We start from the raw sequence: 21603 nt of genomic DNA, 5'->3' as shown, positions 1-21603 counted from the left end.
ACAAGGACATACCTGATGCGTATTCCCTTCCTGCCGGCGACCCTGGCCAGCGCCATCGGCCTGGCGACCGCCCTGGGCCTGACTCCGGTCCAGGCGGCTTCCGTCGATCCGGCCAAACCGAACATCCTGGTGGTGGTGGCCGACGACATGGGCTACGGCGACCTCGGCAGCTTCGGCAGCGAGATCGACACGCCGAACCTCGACGCCCTGGCTGCCTCCGGCGTGCAACTGACCAACTTCCAGGCCATGCCAGCCTGTTCGCCAACCCGCGCAGCATTGCTCACCGGTGCCGATCCGCATCAGGTCGGCCTGGGCAACATGGCCGAGGAAACCGCACCCAACCAGGAAGGCAAGAAGGGCTACGAGGGCTACCTCAACGACCGCGCGGTGACCGTCGCCTCGCTGCTGCGCGATGCCGGCTACGACACCTACCTGGCGGGCAAATGGCACCTGGGCAGCACCGCCCAGACCGGCCCGGACCAGCGCGGTTTCGAGCATTCCTTCAGCCTGCTCAGCGGTGGCGCCAGTCATTATCCGGACATGAAGCCGGCCTACGCGCCGACCCCGGACGCCAAGGCGCCCTATGCCGAGGACGGCAAGCGCCTGGACAAGCTGCCGACGGACTTTGCCTATTCCTCGCAGTACTACGCCGACCGGATGATTCGCTACATCGCCGCCGACAAGGACAGCGGCCGGCCGTTCTTCGGCATGCTTGCCTTCACCGCGCCACACTGGCCGCTGCAGGCGCCGGACGCGGCGATCGAGAAATACCGCGGGCGCTACGACGCCGGCTTCGACAAGCTGCTCGATGCCCGCCTGGCAAAACAGAAGGCGCTGGGCATCATCCCGGCCGATGCCGAGGCGGCAGCCCGTTCGCCGAAGGGCAAACCGTGGGACAGCCTGACCCCGGAAGAGCGCCAGCGTGAAGCGCGGGCCATGGAAATCTACGCGGCCATGGTCGACCAGATGGACGTCAACACCGGCCGGGTCTTCGATTACCTGCGCAAGAACGGGCTGTACGACAACACCATCGTCATCTTCATCTCCGACAACGGTGCCGAAGGCCACGATCTCGACGAGACCTGGCCGGCGGACCTGTTCCCGAAGATCCGCAAGGTGATCGACGAGACCAACGACTTCAGCTACGAGCACATGGGCAAGCCGGGTTCCTACACCTTCCTGGGGCCGAACTGGTCGCGGGTGGCGGCGCCGACCCTGAGCCTGTTCAAGGGCTTCCCCACCGAAGGCGGGACCCGGACGGCAGGGATCATTCGCGTGCCGGGGGTGGATGCCCAGGGCAAGCAGCTGGACCAGTTGGTCAGCGTCAAGGATTTTGCGCCGACCCTGCTGGAACTGGCCGGGGTCAAGCATCCGGGCGAGGAGTACAAGGGGCGCGAGGTGGTGCCGATGACTGGTACCTCGATCCTGCCATTGCTCAAGGGGGCGAAGGCGGCGGAGCGCACCACGGGCGGCGAGCTGTTCGGCAAGCGTTTCGTGCGCAAGGGCGACTGGAAGCTGGTGCATATGCCCAAGCCGTGGGGCAATGGCGAATGGCAGCTGTTCAACCTGGGGCACGACATGGCCGAGCGGCATGACCTGAGTGCCCGGGAACCGCAGAAAGTGGCGGAGTTGAAGAAGGTCTGGGATGACTATGCCAAGGCCAATGGCGTGATCTTGCCAGATCAGGTGAGCGGTTACTAAGCGTACGACGTGTGCCTTGTGGGAGCAGGTTTACCCGCGATGACGGTAGTGAATCCACCATCGCTATCGCGGGTGAACCCGCACAGGGCTCGCGTCAAGCTCTCGACTTGTGTTCTCTGCGCGACAGCGCAGCACCGCTTGACGCCACCCTACAACACCCCCGAAGCTGGCTCCCCACCCAAGGAGCCCGCCATGGACCTCTCCACCCTCGCACTGTTCATTCCCGCCTGCTTCGCCCTCAACATGGCCCCCGGGCCGAACAACCTGCTGTCGCTGAACAACGCCAGCCGCTACGGCCTGCGCACCGCCTGCGTCGCCGGCATCGGCCGCTTGTTCGCCTTCGCCGGCATGATCGTCCTTGCCGCCCTCGGCCTGGCCGTGGTGCTGCACACCAGTGAATACCTGTTCCTGGCGATCAAGGTGCTGGGGGCGTTCTACCTGTTCTATATCGCCTGGCAACTGTGGCGGGCGCCGGTCGGGCAGGGTGGGGTGGTGGTCGAGCGCAAGGGCGGGGTGCTGCGGCTGGCGCGGCAGGAGTTCTTTGTCGCGGCTGGAAATCCCAAGGCGATCCTGATCTTCACCGCCTTCCTGCCGCAGTTCGTGGTGATGAACAGCGAGGTGCCCGTGAGTGAACAGTTCCTCTGGCTGGGGGTGATGTTCCTGTTGCTGGAGTGGTTCGCCATCGCCATCTATGCGTGGCTCGGCGCTTACCTGCAACGCTGGTTCAACCAGCCGGGGCCGCGGCGGTTGTTCAATCGGGTGAGTGCGGGGCTGTTGGGTTGTGCCGGGTTGGGGTTGCTGGCGGCACGGCGTGCGTGAAGCGATAAAAATCAGCGCAAGTCATAGAGTAGTGATGTTGAAATAAATCGAACCCCATTTTTCAGTACATCTTGTAGGATGGCGTCGCTCAGCTCGGAGCTGGGACACTTTTTGGACGATCCGAAAGACGAAAGTAGGGAATATGAGAAAAACTAAACGGACAATAGTAATCGCACTGGCTTTGATCGCTGCGTCAAGCTTGTCGGGTTGTAACGACCCTGGTTATAAAATAACGGGTGATAACAAAAAGGACATAGAGCTGTACTCAGCAAATCGAGCAAATGCAATCGAATATTTGCTGAAAACAACCGTGTACGTCGGCGAGATTAGGGAGATGAAATCCCTTCCTGTCGGACAAGAACTGTCCGCGCAGCATAAAAAGATGCTGGCTCTGCGATCTGAAGGCGACACGTTGGGCGATATGTTCTCACCGCTTTCTCACTGTCGGGCGGCAGGCTACAAGGCTCAAGAATATTGGTCTGTGGTGGCAGGCAGCATACCAACTGAAACCCCGGAGGAAGCCTTGACTGCTTATGTTGAAGCGGCTAATGACTGCCAGGGCCAAATTGACACTGGACCAATACCGGTAACCTATCTGGAAACCAGCCAAGGGAAAAATCCCCCTGTCGAAGGTTGTTTGAAGGTGGTTTCACTGGGCTCTGATGAGAAATCTGAAAGCTGGACATGCCCTACGGCACTTCTTTCTAAGCTGTAGCTATTAGGCTCAGCATGTAGTGGTCAACAATTCCCGGACACAGAATTGAGTTTTTCTTCTGCCACAGCCGGCGGTACGAAGCCGTTGTGCTGATGCGGCCTTGTCCAGTTGTACCGCTGCATGAGGTAGCGCCCGATATCCTGCTCGGCCAGCGCTACCGTCATGTAACCCACCGTCGGTACCCATTCCGTCTTCAAGCTGCGAAACAGTCGCTCCATGGGCGCGTTGTCGTAGCAGTTTCCACGTCGGCTCATGCTTTGAGTTATCCGATAGCGCCACAGCCGCTGGCGGAAACTACGGCTGGCATATTGGCTGCCTTGGTCACTATGAAATAGCACGCCTTGGGGCCTGCCACGCATCTCGTACGCCTTGTCCAGCGCCTTGATGACCAACTCGGCATCCGGCTTGGCAGACATCGCCCAGCCCACCACCCGGCGGCTATACAAGTCCAGGACCACCGCCAGGTAATGCCATCGACCCTGCGCCCAGATGTAGGTGATGTCGCCGCACCAGACCTTGTTTGGCGCTGCCACCGTAAACTGCCGATCAAGAACATTGGGAATATCGAGACGCTCAACCGTGGCCCGCTTGTACGCATGAGAACCGGGCTGCTTGCTGATCAAACCCTGTTCCTTCATCAGGCTTCGTACCTTGAAACGTCCCACTTCAACACCCTCATCCCGGAGCATGGCGACGATACTGCGGCTGCCCGCAGAGCTGCGGCTCTGGCTGAACAGCTCGTTGATACGGCTGCGCAGGCCCATACGACGAACATCGATACGGCGGCGTCGGGCCAAGTGCGCGTAATAACAGGATCGAGGTATTTCGAACACTGAGCACAACAGTTGAACAGGGTAGTGCTTTGCCAACTGCCGAATCGACTTCAACGTCTGCGCCCGTGTTCCTCGGCCATCAAGAGCGCAGTGGCCTCCTTTAAGATTTTCTTCTCAAGCTCCAGGCGGTTGATGCGGGCCTTGAGCGCCTGGATTTCCTGCTGCTCCGGCGTCATCGCTTTGCTGGACGGGGTCACACCGTTTCGCTCGGCCTGAAGCTGGTTGACCCAGCGACGCAGCGCCGACTCCCCTATATCAAGCGACCTCGCGGCCTCGGCATGACCGTAGCCTTGGTCGAGCACAAGGCAGGCAGCTTCGCGCTTGAACTCGGGGGTGAAAGTACGTCGTTGTCTGTTCATCGAACACCTCTCTGGGGCGAGCATTCTCGCCTAAGTGAGTGTCCGGAACAATTAGACCACTACAGCACGAAAACCTTTAAAATTCCGCTAACGCCCCAGCCCGCCTGGTTTCCGTAGAGTTCTGAGCCTTTCAGCGCAGGACTTCGCCATGCCCAAACAGCGATACGAAATTTCCGACGCCGACTGGGAGCTGGTCGCGGACCTTTTCAACACGCCGCGTCGCACGGGACGCCCGCGTGCCGATGACCGATTGATGCTTTACGGCGTGTTCTGGGTGCTTTGCTTCCGCACAACCTGGCGAGACATGTCTGAGCGATATGGTCCACGGTATATCGGCGATTTCGAGACTGGCGAAATCAGGGCACGTTCAACAAGATGCTCAAGCGGATGCACGTCAGACTCAACGTACAAGGGCTGATCGATCTGGATACTGGTGCATTGACTCAACAGCAGTCAAAACGACCCGGGCCTTATCTGGAGCAGGCAAAAAAGGGGGGCGGAAGAGGACCACGCACTTGGGAGAAGTCGGGCAGGGTTAACTACGAAAATTCATATGGTTTGCGACGCCCGAGGTGTATAAGCGTAAGCGCTCCATAAACCACACCAGACCAAAGATCGCAGTGCGATCAGCTATGCGATCGCGGCGTGCAGTTCCATGGCAGGAGCGCCTCGAAGTCTTCCACTGAGGACGCTTGGGGCAGGCGTTCCAGTGCGTGGCGCAGCCACGTATAAGGCTCTTTGCCGTTGGCTTTGGTCGTCTCGACCAAGCTGTAGAGGTGAGCACTGGCCGTTGCGCCTTTGGGCGTGCTGCTGAACAACCAATTCTTTCTACCGATCACAAACGGGCGGATTGCACGTTCTGCAGCGTTATTGTCGATCGGCAAGTAGCCATGCTCGACGTAGCGTTCCAGCTTGCTCCAGTTGTTGGCCAGGTAGCCGATGGTTTTACCCAACGCGTTCTGGCTAGGCACTGTACGAAAAGAGATGTCGTAAACACCGCCGGCAGCAGGCCAATGTGACCATGGCCGCATAACTTGTTGCGAGCTTGCAGTAGCGCGTGGCCAGTCGGCGGTGCTCTTTCAACCAGCCAAATAGGCGCTCGATGACGTTGCGCTCTCGGTACTTTGGCTTATCGAATAACCGCGGTAGACCGGGCTTCGGCTTGCGCTTCATGATTCGGTAAGGGATGACAGGCTGCATGCGATAGCGATCGCAATACTTCCTGAGCGATTCAGCGTCGTAACCCTTGTCAGCTACGAGTTTGCGGCACCGCTTGCGAGGTCTTCCCCAGCCGGTAGACACCTGGACACCATCAAGTAGCGGTTGGGCATGGGAGATGTCGCTGGCTTGTCCACCAGATAGAGTGAAGTGCAAAGGCACACCTCGGGCGTCGCAGACCATGTGAATTTTCGTTGTTAACCCTGCGCGACTTCGCCCAAGCGCGTGGTCCGCTGGTTCTTCCGCCCCCCTTTTTGGCCTGCTCCAGATGAGGCCCGGGTCGCTTTGACTGCCGTTGAGTCAATGCACCAGGTATCCAGATCGATCAGCCCTTGTGCATTGAGTCTGACGTGCATTCGCTTGAGCATCTTGTTGAACGTGCCCTGATTTCGCCAATCCCGAAATCGCTGGTAAACCGTGGACCAGGGGCCATATCGCTCAGGCATGTCTCGCCAGGTTGCGCCGGAGCAAAGCACCCAGAACACGCCGTTAAGCATCAATCGGTCATCGGTACGCGGGCGCCCCGTGCGGCGGGGCGTATTGAAGAGGTCTGCGACCAGCTCCCAGTCGGCGTCGGAGATTTCGTATCGCTGTTTGGGCATGGCAGAGCTCCGCGCTGAAAAGGCAGAACTCTACGGAAACTCAGGCGGGCTGGGGCGTTGGCGGAATTTCAAAGGTTTTCATACAGAGCCTAGTGACTTGGGGCTGTGTCTTCTCCATCCAGATCTTCAACTGAGTCAACACTGGCAGGCTTTGCTCCAGGCGGCCCAGTTTGCGGTCATCATCGCTCTTGTCCTTCAGATCACGCTCGATGCGATAGAGCTTGTTGATCAAGTTCAGCGCGATATCTGCCCGGCCGACCTTGCCTTTGGGTTGTACTTTCTGTGCGTCAACGAACTTACGTCGTGCATGCGCCCAGCAGCCCAAACGCTCGACACCCTCCTGCGCGGCCAATTCGTTATAGCCGGAGTAATCGTCGGTCATGACGTAGCCGCGATAACCTTCCAGCAGGCGCGTCAGCACCTCCTGCGCTCGGCTGGTGGCATAATCGAAAAGGATCACTGGCCGATCAGGCGGTCCACCGGTTTGTACCCACATCCAAGATTGGCTGCTCGGTTCTCGACCTGGCTCTTTCAACACCTGCACCTGGGTTTCATCGCAGTGAATGATGCGACTACCCAACAGGTTTTCGCGCATCAAATTCGACAGTGGCTGCAAGTGCTCTGCGCACTGAATCACCCAGCGTGCCAAGGTTTGGCGCGGGATATCGATGCCATGACGGCCCAGAACTTTCTCGAAACGATGAAGTGGCAAGCCGTCCACATACTTCGTGGTCAGCAGCATGGCCAGCACACTGGGGCTGGCCATGCTTTTTTTGATCAACTGGGCTGGCTTGTCTGCTGTTACCGGCGCCGACTCGCAATCGCGGCAGCCATATACCTTGCGAATATGCTTGATGACGCGGATCTGCATCGGGACGATTTCGAGCTGCTCGCTGACCTCTTCGCCAATCGCGTGTCGGCGGCAACCACATGCACAGGTCAGTTCATGTTCGGGTAGATCGTGGACAACTCGATGCGCGGCAAATCAGCTGGCAGCGGTTTGCGTTTTCCGCGGCGCTTGGTGGGTGCAACGGCGTCTTCGTCCGAGGACTCATCGACGGGTTCGACCAGACTTTCCACTTCGTTGAACAGCGGCAGCTGTGACGTCGCCGAGTCGTTTGTCTGCTCGGACTTGCGTCCGAACAGGCGCTGGCGCAACAGCGCAACTTCCTCTTCGAGATGAACGATCTTGCCTTTGTCGGACGCGCGCTAGTTGATCATCTGCTCAAGCAGTTGCTTGAGCAAAACAGGGTCGTCGGGGAGGTTTTCGGGCATGGAAATCATGCCGCGGATTATACCGAATCAGGCGACGTATCGAGGCGTCAAAACCTGATGCGGACGATTGCGCCAAAGGTCGAAACCGTCGAGCAGCCAGTTGAGTTCCTGCACGGTCAGGACGATGGCCAGGTCGGTGGGGTCGGGCGATGTTTTAAATCGCTCCGAGTCCAGGCGCTTAAGCCAAAGACAGAAGCCGTTGCGCTCCCAGTACAGGATTTTCACTCGGTTATGCGGCTTGTTGAGGAAGACGAAAAGCACCGGGTCGAATACCGCCACCTTGATATCGAGTTCGACCAGGGCGGCCAAGCCATCGATGGATTTTCGAAAGTCGACGGGCTTGGGGTAGAGGTAGACTTTTTCGACTTTGGCGTCGGGTCGCATCATGGCGGCAGGCTCCAGAAAGAAATCGGGAGCACAGCATCCGGGTTCAGGCAGGGGCTTTGAATGTGGGGTTTATGGAGCGGTTACGTTCCTCCAGATCACCAAGAAGATCAACGGCGGGACCAATGGTCTGGAGGATCGGCAGAAGCTCTACGAACGGGCGCTGGCGGTGCTTCAGTGAGCCTGCTGGACTGGCGTCTGCTCGCTGTCGCGTTGCTGGTCGGGCTCGGCCTGGGCGGCGGTGCTGCCTGGAAGTGGCGGGCGAACGGGTATCAGCGACAGCTCGCGGTGCAAGCTGGCCTGTTCCAGCAAGAGCGCCTGGCGGCGGGGCTCGCCGTTATCGACTGGAACAATGCAGAGCAGGCCAGGCGCACTGCTTTGGAGGCCCGCCTGCAGGCCCCTGACATGATCCATCACCAGGAACTTACCGATGCCCAACAAGCCCAGGTTCGCCTTCGCGACCGCCTTGCTACTTCTGATCTGCGGCTGTCAGTCCTCCTCGACGCTTCCACCTCGGCCGGTTGCGGTGGGGTGTCAACCACCACCGGCGCCGGCGGCGTGGTTCATGGAGCCAGTCGAGCCCGACTTGACCCAGCGCATGCTCAACGAATTATCGGAATCACCGACGATGGTGATCGAGGACTGATCGCGCTCAAGGCTTGCCAGGTCTACGTGGACCAGATCACCAACTAAATATCTAAGCCGGGTGATAGGTTCTTTTGACTTTAATGACGAAAAATTATAAAGCTATTTTAGGCTAAAAATCATTTATCCATTCCATAACTCTGTTGTAGTCAGCGAGCTCCATGTCCCAACTGCTGGATATTGTCTCGCTGACAAATTTTTCTGCATCGCTTGTAAATGACGATGTCGTGGCGATAATGGTTTTATTTGGACCTTCCTTTTGGTTTTTGACCCCGTGGAGGGCTCTTACGACGTCTACGCCGACTTTGTTGTTCTCGCTGTAATGCTTGCACTCTATGAAGTATTTGGTTTTAATTCCAAGTTTGTCTTGGGAGATTGCTATGATGTCCTTCCCTCCATCGCGAGTGCGCTGTGTAAGCTCGACGGTAAATCCCCGTTTTTTAAATATGGCTGCTATTACTTCTTCAAATTCGCGTGGCGTGATATTTCTTATATGTTGCGGGTAATTTTTTATTCTGGCTATTAATTCCCTTGCCGCATCCTGTATTGGTGCTATATCGTCCGCGTGATAAATCTCGTCTAGATATATCATCGTGGGTTCGTCATGCGTTTCAGCGCCAGTGCTGTTGTTGATTGCGAAGTTAAAGAATTCGACAGGGTACTCTGAGATTTCAAATTCAATGTGGATCTCGTTATCGCAATTTTTGCACAAAATGTCGGTGGATACTTCGTGGATGTACTCGTCTCCCATTCCACGCTCGGAGCCTCCGATGCAATCAATGAAGAAGGTATCTTCGTTGATTGTTACTTCATCCGGTTCGTTGCATTCGTTGCATGTATAACTTATGTTTCCGCCGAATTTCCACATGCTCTTCGCTCGCGTGTTTAAAAAATGGTTGCAGTCACTGGTTTTGGCTTGAGTCTAAACATAATGGTTTTTTTCAGCTGATGTCTATTCAAATAGCATCAATCAATGATTTATTCTGGTTTCGGACATTTCCCACCTGTTTGGAGACGGGGTACCACTTGAAGCCATCAGATGGGCGACATCCTTCACGAATGAGTTCGCCTGCCCGCTCGGCGGAGGTACCTGAGTTGAGCCACTCCAGAGCATCCCTGGGTGTCAACACCAATGGCTTACGGTCATGGATGTCGGCGAGCCCTTCGTCGGTGGCGGCGGTGATGATCACAAACCCATCGCGCTCGTCGACCTCCAGTCCTGGGTGGACTTCTGCAAGCGCTGCAAAGAAAAGCGGCTGATCATCGCCAGCAGAGATGTAGTAGGGCTGCTTGCGCTTTGCATCGGCCGGGTCGCGTATCCACTCGAACCATCCGTTCGCCGGCGCCAAGGCTCGGCCTGTCGGCGGCGAAGACCGCTATCGTGGTGCTGAGCAACAATTACGGCTGTGTCATTGCTCGATCGTATGACGCAAAGCCCTTCGTCAAGATGGGTGAGCCTTACTTCCAGGCCAAGGAGAAGTTGAGGCGGCACGGCATCGTCGCCTTCTCGTCGAACTACGCGCTGTACGGCGACATGAGCGAGCGGGTGATGACCTTGATCGAGTCGATTGTGCCAGCGTCCGAGGTCTACTCGATCGACGAATGCTTCGCGGATCTCACCGGGATCCCGGACGACCGCACCCAGTTCGGCCATGACGTTCGTGCCCGGGTGTTGCAGTGCACGAGCATCCTGGTTGGGGTATGCGTCGAGAAATGATGAGCCAGTCGTACACGACCCGAATCGATCAGTTGTGGAGGGGATTCTCTTGGTGATAAGCACGCGATAAGAGGTATTCCTCAAGTATCTCTGCATCGACGCCTAGACCACCACCTAGATTTAGGCGTGGACGTTTGCTTTATTTTAAAGCCGGAAAGCCACGGCTCATAATCTTCCAGATGTGGGATCAGTTTTTGCAAAATTGGCTCTGTAAGGTCGATGTCGGGAATATCGCTATCGTACTGTTTGGTGATTTTCCTGTAGGTAGGGAGCACTTTTAATCCAAGCTTGCGAAGGTCGTCGTGTAGCTTTAAAGCGAAAAATATAATGTCGTCATTGTATGTGTACAAGGCTTGTAGTGTGTCGCCATACATATTGTTAACATTTCCGTTTGCTGGTATGCCCAAGTATAAGTGCTCGAAAGTATAGCCCTGAGGATATTCTGCCTTTTGAAATTGTGTTATGAGTCCATTGTGTCGATTGATGCTGCCGTTAAAGTTGTTGATGGCGGTTTCTAGGGCCGAAACTGTATTGGTGGCGGAGCTGTTAGAAGATATTTTTTCTAGAATAACTTGCTGTAAAGTAGAGATTGGTGTGGTTATTGTTCCTAGAGTCATTAACCTTGGGGATATATCCAAGCGGCGTGGGGGAGGAAGTTTTTTTAGTGTCTCGTACTTTTCGATGTCGTCGTCATAACTTTTTTTGAGGTCTCGTAGATGTTGCTTCTTTAAGACCATGGAAGTGTTGGCGATATTGTAGGACATAATCATTGCGGAGTTGATGCTTCTAAACTCTTTAGCGGTCTCATCGCGATTTTTTTCATTTTTGGCGATTTTTTGTGCAGCCCAAGCACCCAGCCAGGCACCAGCTAGGGCGCCGATAATAGTTGTGAAAAGAGGCCAGAGTTCAATTGACCAGTTGGGTATTGGTAGCAGGGGCTGAGACTTCAAAAAAACTCCAGAAACTGGCTCCCAAATATCTCTCATAGTCAATCCTCTGCAAGAGCCCAGATAAACGTTGCGTTGTGAGTCCCAAGTATAAAAATAATTTCAATGGATTAGAGTTTGTTGCCGCACCACTGAAAGGTGAAAATGGACGGCCTGAGCGACGAGAGACGTCGCCTAGGCGCGTAGAGTTTTTCTACCCGATCGTAATTCGGTCACCGGTTTTAGTGTCGAAATGAGCGGTATAACGTACTGCGGGGCGCCCCGACGCTTTATCATTTATATGGTCTTGTGAGCCGAATAGAATCGATTCGGCGACTTTTTGTGATGGGATGTTTGCGATGTCGATGACCGCTTCGATGTACAGCTCTTTGAAGCCATTTAGTCCAGCTTGGTATACCTGGTCATGGACCACATCTTCTAATATTCTCTTGGCGTACCCTTTGTTGCGTAAAGCTTCAGGAACTGCGTATCCAACAGCCACGCAGGGGTAACCGTTCACAGATCCATTTATAATGCAACAAACAAAAGACTGTACCTCTTTCATGTCTTTGCTTAGTCTTGCATAGGTAAGGCGAACAGTGCCCGGCTCCGGCTGGTCGATATGGCTATAGAGGTCGTTATGGCCTTTAACAGGGCCTATTTGGAGTGCGTTATTGAGAAGGGCTTCCTGGAATGAAACCATTCCAATATGCGGATCTGCCATATCCATATGTTGATTCCTTGGGTCTGTGTTTAATGGTTACTAGGCCAGGTGCACAATAGGTACTAGGTGATAGCTCACGTCGCATCGTGACACGTGCCCGAATTCCTGAATTGACTGCTGGTCGGGTTGGCCCGCTTTGCTAAGGCTATCTGGTAGCTTGAAAGGATTCAAATCCAGTTAGCGCACGCGCTGGGCCGCCTGTGGCGTAGCTGCGGTAGGTGATTTATATTGATCATCACTGGGCAATCCCAAGGCGATCCTGATCTTCACCGCCTTCCTGCCGCAGTTCGTGGTGATGAACAGCGAGGTGCCCGTGAGCGAACAGTTCCTGTGGCTGGGCGTGATGTTCCTGCTGCTGGAGTGGTTTGCCATCGCCATCTATGCCTGGCTGGGGGCGTATCTGCAGCGATGGTTCAACCAGCCGGGGCCGCGGCGCCTGTTCAACCGGGTCAGTGCCGCGCTACTGAGTTGCGCCGGGTTAGGTCTGCTCGCCGCCAGGCGCTAATTCGCGCTGCTCAACAACCACGCGAAGCGCTCCGCCGACCACTCCTTGCGATCCGATACCTGTCCGTCTCCCAGCTCGACCAGCCGCAACACGCCATCCGACCTGAGTACGACATCCACGGAAAAGAACGGACTGTCGATCACGCGGGCGCAGTCGTTCACCAGCTCCGGTACCTCACCCTCGACGCCATGTGCCGTTCCGTGCAATACGAAATAGCGCCGCTCGGTTTCCTCCAGATACTCCTCCCGGCACCTGACGCAGATCCCGCCCTCGACCTGGCCGCGATACTGGCGCATCCGATCGACCAGCGGGGCGATCTGTTCCGTGGTGTCTACCAGGCTACCGCTGCCGGTATTCAAGGATTTCACATAGTCCTTGATGAAATAGCCCGGCCAGTCTAGCCCTTGCAGCGCCTGGACGAAGTCGGCATCGCTCGCAAGGACGCGGGTTTCGCTGGTATGGACGGCCAGCGTCGGGTACCACTCCGGCAGGTAATGGCAATGGCGGTACTGCGTGGGGCTGGTGATCATCACGCCACCTTTTTCCAGCAACTGCTCGACCAGCTGGGCATAGGCATCGAGAGTAAGCATCCAGCCCCGATAGAGCACCGGTTCGCCCGATTCCAGGGCTGGGGAGGGACGGAAAGTGCCGGCTTCGAAATCTTCGAAGGAAAACAACGACGCCAACAATCCGGCTGCCACCATCGCGTCATGTTCTTCGGCGTACTGCTCGTCAGGACGCCTTTTATCGAACGGATCACTCGGGTACAGAAGGCGCATGCTGTCTTCGCTCCATGACGACAATCAGAAATTGGGTTTGTACTCGAAACTCCGCGAAGCCTCCGAATCGGAAAACGGCACGATCGCGCTCTTCTTGTTCAGCATCCCGTTCACCAGCGACCCCGGGAACATCTGGATCGTATTGTTGAACCGCTCCACCTCGCCGTTGAAGATCACCACCGCCGCGCCGACGTTCTCCTGCTGCTCGGCGATTTCGCGCATCAGGTTGTTGACCACCTCGGCGGCCTTCAGGTCCGGGTAGGCCTCGAAGACCACGCGCAGGTCGTTGAGCAGTTCCCGGGTGGCCTGCTGCGAGCCGACCAGCGACTGGCCGTTGGCCTGGTCCGGCAGGCCATGAATGGCGCTGCGCAAGCGGGTGATGTCGGTGAGGATCTTCTGCTCGTATTCCTTGTAGCTGCCCACCTGTTGCTGCAGGGCGTCAAGCACGCGGGTCTTCTGCCGTTCGTAGGTGAGTACGTCGGACCAGGCGCGCTGGGCGCGGTTGGCGCCGCCGATGATGGAGTTGTAGAGGGAAATCACCACGATCGCGACAACCGCGGCGATGACCAGCAGGGTGACCAGGGTCGAACTCATGACTCAATATTCCTTTTGATGGGCAGCCGTGTTCGGCAGGTTGAAGTTGTCGTCGTGCTGCTCGGCCAGGGTGTGGACCATGGCCAGGGCATTTTCCAGGTGGGGCAGGCGCACGCCCTCATCGATCCAGGCGTGGAATTCGTCCGGGGTGGACAGGTCGCACCGCATGTCGAAGTCGAGGGTGTTGCTGTCTTCGAAGCTCATGCACAACTGGCCGTGCCAGGAAAACTCCAGGTTCATGCCGCGAAAGTGCTTGTGCATGGCCAGCAGGTGCAGGACGGTGACCGGCTTGGCGAACTTCGCGCAGGCCATGCGCGTGCCGCCGCTCAGGGTGAAGGCCTTGTTGAACTCGCTGGACGCGGTGTCGTGACGGTGCTCGAAGTTCAGTGCGCTGCCGCCCGTGGTCTGCGCGGTGACACCCTCTACCCACGGGAAGTCGATCACCAGGCTGTAGCGGTCGTAATGGTCGTAGACGGTCTTGGTCACGGTGCGGGTGCCGCCCTTGCCGTCGGATTCGGTGGTGGTGACGATGCGCTTGTTGACGTAGTGCAACTGGTAATAGGCGTAGGGCAGCTCATGGACTGCGCCTGGATACACGGCGTTTGCGGCAGAGGTGATTTCGCGGCTGTAGTTGCCGCGATTGTAGTCGCCGAAGTCCTGGAGCAGACGCTGCAGCAGGACCTCTCGTGGCGTATCGATGCTGTAGAGACCGATGGTGTCCCATGACGAGTAGCGGGCGATGTCCTCGGAGACCTTGTGCAAGCGGTTCGAGCGCACGCGCATGAAGATGAAGCTGGCGATCATCACCACCAGCGCGACCGCGCCGACCAGGCTCAGCGATTCCCCGTACTGCATGCCGAACAACCGGGTGAGCCAGGCCTTGGCCTCGAGCGGCGCCCACTGGCCGAAGGCAATGGCCGCGACGATGACAGCGAGGCTGCCCAGGCCGAGGGTCTTGGGCGTGGAGTTGTCGAACTGCAGCGCTTCCTTGAAGTCGCGGACCTGCTGCACCGCAGCCAGCAGTTCGTCCTTGTTGCTTTCAGGACTGATGGCGCCCTCGACGCTCTGGATCAATGCCTTCAGTCGCGCATTGTGTGTCGCGTTACCCATGACGGCTCTCTTCGTTCCCTGAAACATGGCCAAAGGCCAATCTGCGGCGGATGATAAACCATCACCGCAGTAAACCCCGCGCCTTATCGGGAAATAATCTGACCGGATCCAATCCGCTGGCCTAGGATTGAGAACGCGCTGCAAGCATGGAGCTGCGGCCCCTCAACTGCCCGGGAGACATGGAAATGCTATCTACGCTGGAACTGCGCGATATCATCGAGAAGAGTTTCTTGCCCGTCCGTTGCCGCTGCACCCAGGCGGCCGATCATTCCTTGACCGTGCAGCTGTTCAACCGCGGTTCTCAGCATTTCGACCTGCAGGTCACCGGCATCCGCCCCGAGCAACTGGACAGCAGCCGGGCAATTGCCAGCCTGGTGAGCCGCATGCGCTGCGACCTGCTGGACAAGCAGGTAGTCGTGCCTTTGCGCGATGCCAGCTAGTCCCGATAGAACGTCTGCACCAGGTGATAGCCGAACTTGCTCTTGATCGGCCCATGCACCGTGCGCAGCGGTTTCTTGAAGATCACCTGGTCGATCGCCCCCACCATCTGCCCCGGGCGGATCTCGCCCAGGTCGCCACCGCGCTTGCCCGACGGGCAGATCGAGTGCTTCTTCGCCAGCACGTCGAAAGCCTCGCCCTTGGCGATGCGTTGCTTGAGCTGCTCGGCCTCTTCGGCGGTCTTGACCAGGATGTGACGGGCCTGTGCTTTCATGATGCGGGTGCCTCGGGGTTGCAAGTAAAAGCCGGCGATTATGCCTGATCGCGCAGCTCGATGCGGTCACGAAAATGCTCCAGTGCTTGCGGGTTGGCCAGGGCGTCGGTGTTTTTCACCGGCAGCCCGTGCACCACGTTGCGCACCGCCAGCTCGACGATCTTGCCGCTGATGGTCCGCGGGATGTCCGCCACCTGCACGATCACCGCCGGTACATGGCGGGCGCTGGTGTTGGCGCGGATGACCTGGCGGATCCGTGCTTGCAGGGCGTCATCCAGTTGTACGCCGTCGGCCAGGCGGACGAACAGCACCACGCGCACGTCGTGCCGCCACTGTTGGCCGATGGCGACGCTGTCCAGCACCTGCTCGACCTTCTCCACCTGCCGGTAGATCTCCGCCGTGCCGATGCGTACGCCGCCGGGATTGAGCACGGCATCCGAACGACCATGGATGGCCAGGCCGCCGTCGCGGAATTCCTCGGCGTAGTCGCCCTGGCACCAGACGCCGGGGAACTGGTTGAAATAGGCGGCCTTGAAGCGCTCGCCGTCCGGGTCATGCCAGAAGCCCAGGGGCATCGCCGGGAAATGCCGGGTGCAGACCAGCTCGCCTTTTTCCTCCCGCACCGCCTGGCCCTGTTCATTCCACACCTCGACAGCCATGCCCAGGCCCTTGCACGGGATTTCGCCGCGGCGCACCGGCAGAGTCGGGTTGCCTAGCACGAAGCAGGAGACGATATCGGTACCGCCGGACATCGAAGTCAGGCAGATATCGGGCTTTACCTCGCGGTAGACGTAGTCGTAGCTGTGGGGGGACAACGGCGAACCGGTGGACAGCAGCAGGCGCAGGCGCTCCAGGCGATGGCTGGTACGCGGCTGCAGGCCAGCCTGCTCCAGGGACGCGAGGTACTTGGCACTGGTGCCGAACACGCTGATGCCCTCGGCATCGATCAGGTCCAGCAGGCGCTCGGGACCGGGGTGGAACGGCGAGCCGTCGTACAACACCAGAGTCGCGCCCAGGGCCAGGCCGCTGACCAGCCAGTTCCACATCATCCAGCCGCAGGTGGTGTAGTAGAACAGACAGTCCTGCTCACCGAGGTCGTTGTGCAGGCCGTGTTCCTTGAGGTGTTGCAGCAGCACGCCGCCGGCACGGTGGACGATGCACTTGGGCACGCCGGTGGTGCCGCTGGAATAGAGGATGTACAGCGGATGATCGAAGGGCAGGGCGACGAACCCGGGATCGCCGTCCGGGCTGAAGAAGTCGTCCCACAGGCTGGCCCGTGCGGGGGTATGGAAGGCGTCCAGGCGGATGTCCGGCTGGGTGTAGGGCACTACCAGCAACTGCTCCAGGCCGGGCAGGGCGGCCAGCACTTCGTTGAGCTTGTTCACCTGGGACAGCGACTTGCCCGCGTACTGGTAGCCGGCGCAGACCAGCAGCAGTTTCGGTTCGATCTGGCCGAAGCGCTCGACGATGCCCTGGGTGCCGAATTCTGGCGAGGAACTGGACCAGATGGCCCCGAGGCTGGTGGCGGCGAGCATGGCGACCACGGTGTGCCAGGTGTTGGGCATGCAGGCGGCGACGCGATCGCCGGCGCCGATGCCGGCGGCCTTGAATGCCTGTTGCAGGCCGGCGACCTGAGCGGCCAGTTCGGCGAAGGTGAGGGTGGTGCGCTGGCCGTCTTCGCGGATGGAGACCAGTGCGGTGGCGTTGTCGCGGCGGCGCAGCAGGTGTTCGGCGAAGTTCAGGGTGGCGCCGGGGAACCAGCGCGCGTCAGGCATGTGGGGGCCTTCTTCGAGCACGCTGTGGGGTGGTTGTTGCCAGTGCACGGCGAATTCTTCGACCAGGGCCTGCCAGAAGGCCGGGCGCTGGTCGATGCTCCAGCGGTGCAGGTCGGCGTAGTCGGCCAGGGCGAGGCCGTGGCGTTGATTGATTGCGCGCCGGAAGCGATCCATCCGGCTGGCCTGAATACGCGCCGCGTCCGGGCGCCAGAGCACTGGGTTCATGCCGAGTTTTCCTGGTGGTCTGTCAATGCCTTGAGTCTAGCCCCATCGTTTCCGAGGGCGAACCATAGAATCGATTGATCATGCGCGGACCCTGTGGGAGCGGGTGAACCCGCTCCCACAAGGGTCGTGGTGCCAGGGCTTATTGGGCCAGCCAGCCACCATCGACATTCCACGCTGCGCCCCGCACCTGGCTACCCGCCTCACTGCACAGGAACAGCGTCAATTCCCCCAGATGTTCCGGCGTGACGAACGCCAGCGACGGCTGCTTCTCCGCCAGCAGGTCATGCTGCGCCTGCCGTGGATCGACCCCACTGGCCGCCCGATCGTCGATCTGCTTCTGCACCAGTGGCGTCAGCACCCAGCCCGGGCAGATGGCGTTGCAGGTAATCGCGGTCGTGGCGGTCTCCAGGCCGACCACCTTGGTCAGCCCGATCACTCCATGCTTGGCCGCCACATACGCCGCCTTGCCCACCGAGCCCACCTGGCCATGCACCGAGGCGACGTTGATGATCCGCCCCCATCCACGCTCGCGCATCCCCGGCAGGGCCAGGCGCGTGCAGTGGAACACCGCAGACAGATTCACCGCGATGATCGCGTCCCAGCGCTCCACCGGGAACTCGTCCACTGGCGCCACATGCTGGATCCCGGCGTTGTTGACGAGGATATCTACCCCACCGAACTCCCGCTGGGCAAAGGCAAACAGCGCTTCCAGTTGGGCGACATCGCCCAGATCGGCAGGATGATGCCGGACCTTGGTGCCGAACTGGCCGACCTCGGCCAGCGCCATGGCCGGGTCGCCAAAACCATTGAGCAGGATGTCGGCGCCGGCCTCGGCCAGGACCCGGGCGATGCCCAGGCCGATGCCGCTGGTGGAGCCGGTGACCAGTGCGGTTTTTCCGGAAAGTTTCATGCAGTCAGGTCCTCAAACGATGCCGGTGGCGTAGAAGGTGGCGATCACGACGAACACCGCCAGGGTCTTGATCAGGGTAATGCCGAAAATGTCCTTGTAGGCCTCGCGATGGGTCAGCCCGGTGACCGCCAGCAAGGTGATCACCGCGCCGTTGTGGGGCAGGGTGTCCATGCCGCCGCTGGCCATGGCGGCGACGCGGTGCAGCACTTCAAGCGGGATATTGGCGGCGTGGGCGGCGGCGATGAAGCTGTCGGACATCGCCGCCAGAGCGATGCTCATGCCACCGGAGGCCGAGCCGGTGATACCGGCCAGCAGCGTGACGGTAATGGCTTCGTTGACCAGCGGATTGGGAATCGCCCGCAGTGCATCAGCCAGTACCAGGAAGCCCGGCAGCGAGGCGATCACCGCGCCGAAGCCGTATTCCGAGGCAGTGTTCATCGCCGCCAGGAGGGCGCCGCCGACCGCGCTCTTGGTGCCCTCGGCGAGGCGGCTCTTGATCGCCTTGAACCCGGCGACCAGCACCAACAGGATGCCCAGCAGCAACGCCGCTTCCACGGCCCAGATGGCGGTGAGCTTGGCGATATCGGTCTGGACCGGCGCGGCCATGCCCGGCAGTTGCAGGCTGTGGCTCTTGCCGTACCACTCGGGAATCCAGTGGGTGAACAGCAGGTTCATGATGCCCACCAGCAGCAGCGGCGACAGGGCCAGCAACGGGTTGGGCAGTTCCAGGTCATCGGCGGTTTCCGGTTCGTTGCGCAGCTCGGTGCCGTAGCCTTCGCCGGCGCGCAGGGCCTTGTTGCGCTGGCGTTGCAGGTAGAGCATGCCGGTGCAGAACACGAACAGGGTGCCGATCAGGCCCAGCCACGGCGCCGCCCAGGCGGTGGTGTTGAAGAAGGTACTGGGGATGATGTTCTGGATCTGCGGGGTGCCGGGCAGGGCGTCCATGGTGAAGGAAAACGCGCCAAGGGCGATGGTCGCCGGGATCAGGCGCTTGGGGATGTTGCTCTGGCGGAACATCTCGGCGGCGAACGGATAGACCGCGAACACCACGACGAACAGCGACACGCCGCCGTAGGTGAGCAGGGCGCAGACCAGCACGATCACCAGCATGGCCTGGCGCGTGCCGAGCAGGCGGATGGCGGCGGCGACGATGGAGCGGGAGAAACCGGACAGCTCGATCAGCTTGCCGAACACCGCGCCGAGCAGGAACACCGGGAAGTAGAGCTTGATGAAACCGACCATCTTTTCCATGAACACCCCGGTGAAGGCAGGTGCCACGGCGGACGGCTCGGTGAGCAGGACTGCGCCGAGTGCGGCAATGGGGGCGAAGAGAATGACGCTGTAGCCGCGATAGGCCGCCAGCATCAGCAGCGCCAGGGCTGCGAGGGCGATGATTACGCTCATCGGGTGTCTCCTTGGTGGATCTTGTTTTTGTTGGTGGCAAGGAGATAGCAGGGACTGTGCCAATTGGTTAAGTGGCTGATTTACCTGGGAAAACTGGTCACTCTTTGATTCGGCTGATCGATCTTGTCTCTGAGCGGAGACATCGAGATGCGCCGCGAACCCTGTGGGAGCGGGTTTACCCGCGATGACGGCATTGAATTCACCATCGCAATCGTGGGTGAACCCCACAGGGTCCGCCCCTGGTCTCTGAAATGAGATTGAATTCTCCTTATTGAGACTGGATGCCCAAAGCCACCAGCTTCTTGTACAGGGTCGAGCGCCCCAACCCCAGCTGCTTCGCGGCCTCCGGCACATTTCCGGCACACCGCGCCAGTGCCTTCTGCAGCAACTCCCGCTCGAACGCCTCGCATGCTTCGCGATACCCCTGCACCGGCTCCTCCACCCCTCGCGGCATCAGTTTCCCCAACGCCGACTCGATCTCCGCCCCCCCCAGCAACGCTCGGTCCGCCAGCAGGGTCGCCCGCTCCAGCACATTCCTCAACTCACGGATATTCCCCGGCCAGGCATGCCGCCCGAGCAGGGCCAGGGCCTCATCCTCCAGCTCATGCCGACTGCCCAGGTCTTCGAGGATCGCCTCGGTCAACGCCGGCAAATCCTCGATCCGCTCGCGCAACGCAGGGACCTCGATGGGCAGCACGTTCAGACGGTAATACAGGTCGGCCCGAAACTCGCCCCGTGCCATGGCCGCCTGCAAGTCCCGCGAGGTGGCGGCAATCACCCGCACATCGCTGTGCAGCATCTGGTTCGAGCCTACCGGCTCGTACTCCTTCTCTTGCAACACCCGCAGCAGCTTGCTCTGCAACGGCAGCGGCATGTCGCCGATCTCGTCGAGGAACAGCGTGCCGCCTTCGGCCAGTTGCAGCTTGCCGGCGCGGCCCTTGCGCTCGGCGCCGGTAAAGGCGCCCGGGGCGGTGCCGAAGAACTCGGCTTCCAGCAAGGTCTCGGGAATCGCCGCGCTGTTGACGCTGACGAAGGCCTTGTGCGCCCGCGGCGAGGCGGCGTGGATGGCGTGGGCCAGGAGTTCCTTGCCGGTGCCGGTCTCGCCGAGCAGCAGCACCGGCGAGTCGCTGCTCGCTCCGCGCCGGGCCCGGCGTTTCACTTCCAGGCTGGCCGCGCTGGTGCCGATGAACTGGTTAAAGCTGTACTTGGCCTGCCGCGCCCTCAGCAGCGAACGGGTCGAAGCCAGTTCCTGCTGCATGCTGGAGTAGCGCTTGAGCAGTGGCGACAGGCTGCGCAGTTCGTCGAACAGGGCGAAGCCGATGGCGCCGATCACCTCGCCACCGGCGTCATGGATCGGCAGGCGCATCACCACCAGCGGCTCCTTCGGCGTGTCGAGCATGTCCAGCAGGGCCGGGCGGCCCTGGGTGACCACGTCACGCATCAGGCTGCCGGGGATCACCTGCTCGCAGGGCTGGCCGATGGCGGCGCTGGCATCGCTCAGACCGAAGCGTCGGGCATAGCGCTCGTTCATCCAGACGATGCGTGCATCGCGGTCGACGATCACCGTGCCTTCGCTGGACTGCTCGATGATCTCGAACAGCGACTTGATCGCCAGGCGCCGGACCCGCTGGTAGTCCTTGAGGTTGTCGCTGTCGTGCATGGGGCGTCCTT

General features: G+C 59.5%; 20 protein-coding genes and 7 pseudogenes. 10 read left to right on the top strand and 17 right to left on the bottom strand.

The annotated features are described in order from the left end of the window. The first annotated feature begins 15 nt into the window (after positions 1-15). The 3 genes from AC5QPF_RS16790 (at position 16) to AC5QPF_RS16780 (ending at position 3235) form a co-directional block, all read left to right on the top strand. Positions 16-1701: a sulfatase-like hydrolase/transferase gene (locus AC5QPF_RS16790; protein WP_494958960.1), complete on the top strand. Its 1686-nt coding sequence runs from the start codon at positions 16-18 to the stop codon at positions 1699-1701. Positions 1702-1893: 192 nt separating this feature from the next. Beyond that, positions 1894-2520 carry a LysE family transporter gene (locus tag AC5QPF_RS16785; RefSeq protein WP_494958959.1) on the top strand — a complete coding sequence of 209 codons (627 nt, stop codon included), beginning with the start codon at positions 1894-1896 and terminating at the stop codon, positions 2518-2520. Between the two features lie 142 nt (positions 2521-2662). Beyond that, on the top strand, positions 2663-3235 hold the full coding sequence (locus tag AC5QPF_RS16780) for a hypothetical protein (RefSeq protein WP_494958958.1): 573 nt from the start codon (positions 2663-2665) through the stop codon (positions 3233-3235). Between the two features lie 23 nt (positions 3236-3258). Here AC5QPF_RS16780 and AC5QPF_RS16775 read toward each other — a convergent pair. After that, positions 3259-4427 (bottom strand): IS3 family transposase gene (locus AC5QPF_RS16775; RefSeq protein WP_494958790.1). Its coding sequence is split into 2 segments (ribosomal slippage): positions 3259-4166 and positions 4166-4427, totalling 1170 coding nucleotides; the frame shifts between segments, so codons are not numbered across the junction. Positions 4428-4575: 148 nt separating this feature from the next. Here AC5QPF_RS16775 and AC5QPF_RS16770 point away from each other — a divergent pair. Beyond that, positions 4576-5004: pseudogene (locus AC5QPF_RS16770) on the top strand (IS5 family transposase); the annotation flags it as partial. 49 nt (positions 5005-5053) lie between these two features. On the opposite strand, the pseudogene AC5QPF_RS16765 reads toward AC5QPF_RS16770, so the two are convergent. The 4 genes and pseudogenes from AC5QPF_RS16765 to tnpB form a co-directional block, all read right to left on the bottom strand. After that, positions 5054-5404: pseudogene (locus AC5QPF_RS16765) on the bottom strand (IS66 family transposase); the annotation flags it as partial. Next, a protein-coding gene (locus AC5QPF_RS16760) for an IS5 family transposase (RefSeq protein WP_494958957.1) occupies positions 5391-6247 on the bottom strand; the annotation gives its coding sequence in 2 pieces (ribosomal slippage) (positions 5391-5900 and positions 5903-6247; 855 coding nt in all). The pseudogene AC5QPF_RS16765 and the gene AC5QPF_RS16760, both read right to left, overlap by 14 nt. A 91-nt stretch (positions 6248-6338) precedes the next feature. Then, positions 6339-7435: pseudogene (gene tnpC, locus AC5QPF_RS16755) on the bottom strand (IS66 family transposase); the annotation flags it as partial. Between the two features lie 114 nt (positions 7436-7549). Next, on the bottom strand, positions 7550-7909 hold the full coding sequence (tnpB, locus tag AC5QPF_RS16750; protein ID WP_494958956.1) for an IS66 family insertion sequence element accessory protein TnpB: 360 nt from the start codon (positions 7907-7909) through the stop codon (positions 7550-7552). Positions 7910-7994: 85 nt separating this feature from the next. Here tnpB and AC5QPF_RS16745 point away from each other — a divergent pair. Together AC5QPF_RS16745 and AC5QPF_RS16740 are read left to right on the top strand one after the other, a co-directional pair. Then, positions 7995-8087, top strand: a pseudogene (locus AC5QPF_RS16745) (glycoside hydrolase family 19 protein); the annotation flags it as partial. Further along, positions 8084-8599: a lysis system spanin subunit gene (locus tag AC5QPF_RS16740; RefSeq protein WP_494958955.1), complete on the top strand. Its 516-nt coding sequence runs from the start codon at positions 8084-8086 to the stop codon at positions 8597-8599. The pseudogene AC5QPF_RS16745 and the gene AC5QPF_RS16740, both read left to right, overlap by 4 nt. A 64-nt stretch (positions 8600-8663) precedes the next feature. Here the strand turns inward: AC5QPF_RS16740 and AC5QPF_RS16735 are convergent, their stop codons facing one another. Then, positions 8664-9419 carry a restriction endonuclease gene (locus tag AC5QPF_RS16735; RefSeq protein WP_494958954.1) on the bottom strand — a complete coding sequence of 252 codons (756 nt, stop codon included), beginning with the start codon at positions 9417-9419 and terminating at the stop codon, positions 8664-8666. A gap of 88 nt (positions 9420-9507) precedes the next feature. Further along, positions 9508-9915, bottom strand: a pseudogene (locus AC5QPF_RS16730) (SOS response-associated peptidase family protein); the annotation flags it as partial. 2 nt (positions 9916-9917) lie between these two features. Here AC5QPF_RS16730 and AC5QPF_RS16725 point away from each other — a divergent pair. Together AC5QPF_RS16725 and AC5QPF_RS16720 are read left to right on the top strand one after the other, a co-directional pair. Continuing rightward, positions 9918-10253 (top strand): annotated as a pseudogene (locus AC5QPF_RS16725) (Y-family DNA polymerase); the annotation flags it as partial. Further along, on the top strand, positions 10253-10324 hold the full coding sequence (locus tag AC5QPF_RS16720; protein ID WP_494964190.1) for a DUF4113 domain-containing protein: 72 nt from the start codon (positions 10253-10255) through the stop codon (positions 10322-10324). The pseudogene AC5QPF_RS16725 and the gene AC5QPF_RS16720, both read left to right, overlap by 1 nt. A gap of 24 nt (positions 10325-10348) precedes the next feature. Here the strand turns inward: AC5QPF_RS16720 and AC5QPF_RS16715 are convergent, their stop codons facing one another. Both AC5QPF_RS16715 and AC5QPF_RS16710 read right to left on the bottom strand, forming a co-directional pair. Beyond that, on the bottom strand, positions 10349-11254 hold the full coding sequence (locus AC5QPF_RS16715; RefSeq protein ID WP_494958953.1) for a hypothetical protein: 906 nt from the start codon (positions 11252-11254) through the stop codon (positions 10349-10351). Positions 11255-11408: 154 nt separating this feature from the next. Beyond that, a complete protein-coding gene (locus AC5QPF_RS16710) occupies positions 11409-11924 on the bottom strand; it encodes a GNAT family N-acetyltransferase (protein ID WP_494958952.1) in 516 nt (171 codons plus the stop codon). A 235-nt stretch (positions 11925-12159) separates the two neighbouring features. Between AC5QPF_RS16710 and AC5QPF_RS16705 the strand changes: the two are divergent. After that, positions 12160-12423, top strand: a pseudogene (locus tag AC5QPF_RS16705) (LysE family translocator); the annotation flags it as partial. Here AC5QPF_RS16705 and AC5QPF_RS16700 read toward each other — a convergent pair. From AC5QPF_RS16700 to AC5QPF_RS16690, 3 genes are read right to left on the bottom strand one after another with little or no spacing between them, the layout of a single operon-like run. Continuing rightward, positions 12420-13202, bottom strand: coding sequence for an ATP-grasp domain-containing protein (locus AC5QPF_RS16700; RefSeq protein WP_494958951.1), 783 nt, complete (start codon positions 13200-13202; stop codon positions 12420-12422). The pseudogene AC5QPF_RS16705 and the gene AC5QPF_RS16700 sit on opposite strands and share 4 nt — an antisense overlap. Positions 13203-13226: 24 nt before the next feature. Further along, positions 13227-13796 (bottom strand): LemA family protein, encoded by a 570-nt coding sequence (locus tag AC5QPF_RS16695; RefSeq protein WP_494958950.1) that lies wholly within the window; start codon positions 13794-13796, stop codon positions 13227-13229. Positions 13797-13799: 3 nt separating this feature from the next. Further along, positions 13800-14906 carry a hypothetical protein gene (locus tag AC5QPF_RS16690; protein WP_494958949.1) on the bottom strand — a complete coding sequence of 369 codons (1107 nt, stop codon included), beginning with the start codon at positions 14904-14906 and terminating at the stop codon, positions 13800-13802. Between the two features lie 146 nt (positions 14907-15052). Between AC5QPF_RS16690 and AC5QPF_RS16685 the strand changes: the two genes are divergently transcribed. Next, positions 15053-15346: a DUF1652 domain-containing protein gene (locus AC5QPF_RS16685; RefSeq protein WP_494958948.1), complete on the top strand. Its 294-nt coding sequence runs from the start codon at positions 15053-15055 to the stop codon at positions 15344-15346. Here AC5QPF_RS16685 and AC5QPF_RS16680 read toward each other — a convergent pair. The 5 genes from AC5QPF_RS16680 to AC5QPF_RS16660 all read right to left on the bottom strand — a co-directional run bounded on the left by AC5QPF_RS16680 (position 15343) and on the right by AC5QPF_RS16660 (position 21592). Beyond that, a complete protein-coding gene (locus tag AC5QPF_RS16680; RefSeq protein WP_316922615.1) occupies positions 15343-15618 on the bottom strand; it encodes a peptidylprolyl isomerase in 276 nt (91 codons plus the stop codon). The genes AC5QPF_RS16685 and AC5QPF_RS16680 overlap by 4 nt on opposite strands. A gap of 38 nt (positions 15619-15656) precedes the next feature. Next, entirely contained in the window at positions 15657-17618 is a 1962-nt protein-coding gene (locus AC5QPF_RS16675) for an acetoacetate--CoA ligase (protein WP_494958947.1), read from the bottom strand. 139 nt (positions 17619-17757) lie between these two features. Beyond that, the gene (gene hbdH, locus AC5QPF_RS16670) at positions 17758-18528 is read right to left on the bottom strand and encodes a 3-hydroxybutyrate dehydrogenase (protein WP_494958946.1); all 771 of its coding nucleotides are present in this window, start codon (positions 18526-18528) and stop codon (positions 17758-17760) included. 12 nt (positions 18529-18540) lie between these two features. After that, a complete protein-coding gene (locus AC5QPF_RS16665; protein ID WP_494958945.1) occupies positions 18541-19932 on the bottom strand; it encodes a GntP family permease in 1392 nt (463 codons plus the stop codon). Between the two features lie 268 nt (positions 19933-20200). After that, positions 20201-21592 carry a sigma 54-interacting transcriptional regulator gene (locus tag AC5QPF_RS16660; protein ID WP_494958944.1) on the bottom strand — a complete coding sequence of 464 codons (1392 nt, stop codon included), beginning with the start codon at positions 21590-21592 and terminating at the stop codon, positions 20201-20203. Positions 21593-21603: the final 11 nt, after the last annotated feature.

Source organism: Pseudomonas sp. Con_6 (assembly GCF_059379395.1).
Note: the sequence above shows the minus strand (reverse complement) of the source record. Positions and strands in the feature narration are given on the sequence as shown.

Excerpts from the sequence above, each read along its gene's own strand:
- hbdH (WP_494958946.1), bottom strand. The coding sequence starts at position 18,528 with ATGAAACTTTCCGGAAAAACCGCACTGGTCACCGGCTCCACCAGCGGC.
- AC5QPF_RS16735 (WP_494958954.1), bottom strand. The coding sequence starts at position 9,419 with ATGTGGAAATTCGGCGGAAACATAAGTTATACATGCAACGAATGCAAC.
- AC5QPF_RS16680 (WP_316922615.1), bottom strand. The coding sequence starts at position 15,618 with ATGAAAGCACAGGCCCGTCACATCCTGGTCAAGACCGCCGAAGAGGCC.
- AC5QPF_RS16710 (WP_494958952.1), bottom strand. The coding sequence starts at position 11,924 with ATGGATATGGCAGATCCGCATATTGGAATGGTTTCATTCCAGGAAGCC.
- tnpB (WP_494958956.1), bottom strand. The coding sequence starts at position 7,909 with ATGATGCGACCCGACGCCAAAGTCGAAAAAGTCTACCTCTACCCCAAG.
- AC5QPF_RS16700 (WP_494958951.1), bottom strand. The coding sequence starts at position 13,202 with ATGCGCCTTCTGTACCCGAGTGATCCGTTCGATAAAAGGCGTCCTGAC.
- AC5QPF_RS16790 (WP_494958960.1), top strand. The coding sequence starts at position 16 with ATGCGTATTCCCTTCCTGCCGGCGACCCTGGCCAGCGCCATCGGCCTG.
- AC5QPF_RS16660 (WP_494958944.1), bottom strand. The coding sequence starts at position 21,592 with ATGCACGACAGCGACAACCTCAAGGACTACCAGCGGGTCCGGCGCCTG.
- AC5QPF_RS16715 (WP_494958953.1), bottom strand. The coding sequence starts at position 11,254 with ATGAGAGATATTTGGGAGCCAGTTTCTGGAGTTTTTTTGAAGTCTCAG.
- AC5QPF_RS16675 (WP_494958947.1), bottom strand. The coding sequence starts at position 17,618 with ATGAACCCAGTGCTCTGGCGCCCGGACGCGGCGCGTATTCAGGCCAGC.
- AC5QPF_RS16695 (WP_494958950.1), bottom strand. The coding sequence starts at position 13,796 with ATGAGTTCGACCCTGGTCACCCTGCTGGTCATCGCCGCGGTTGTCGCG.
- AC5QPF_RS16780 (WP_494958958.1), top strand. The coding sequence starts at position 2,663 with ATGAGAAAAACTAAACGGACAATAGTAATCGCACTGGCTTTGATCGCT.
- AC5QPF_RS16685 (WP_494958948.1), top strand. The coding sequence starts at position 15,053 with ATGGAGCTGCGGCCCCTCAACTGCCCGGGAGACATGGAAATGCTATCT.
- AC5QPF_RS16785 (WP_494958959.1), top strand. The coding sequence starts at position 1,894 with ATGGACCTCTCCACCCTCGCACTGTTCATTCCCGCCTGCTTCGCCCTC.
- AC5QPF_RS16690 (WP_494958949.1), bottom strand. The coding sequence starts at position 14,906 with ATGGGTAACGCGACACACAATGCGCGACTGAAGGCATTGATCCAGAGC.
- AC5QPF_RS16665 (WP_494958945.1), bottom strand. The coding sequence starts at position 19,932 with ATGAGCGTAATCATCGCCCTCGCAGCCCTGGCGCTGCTGATGCTGGCG.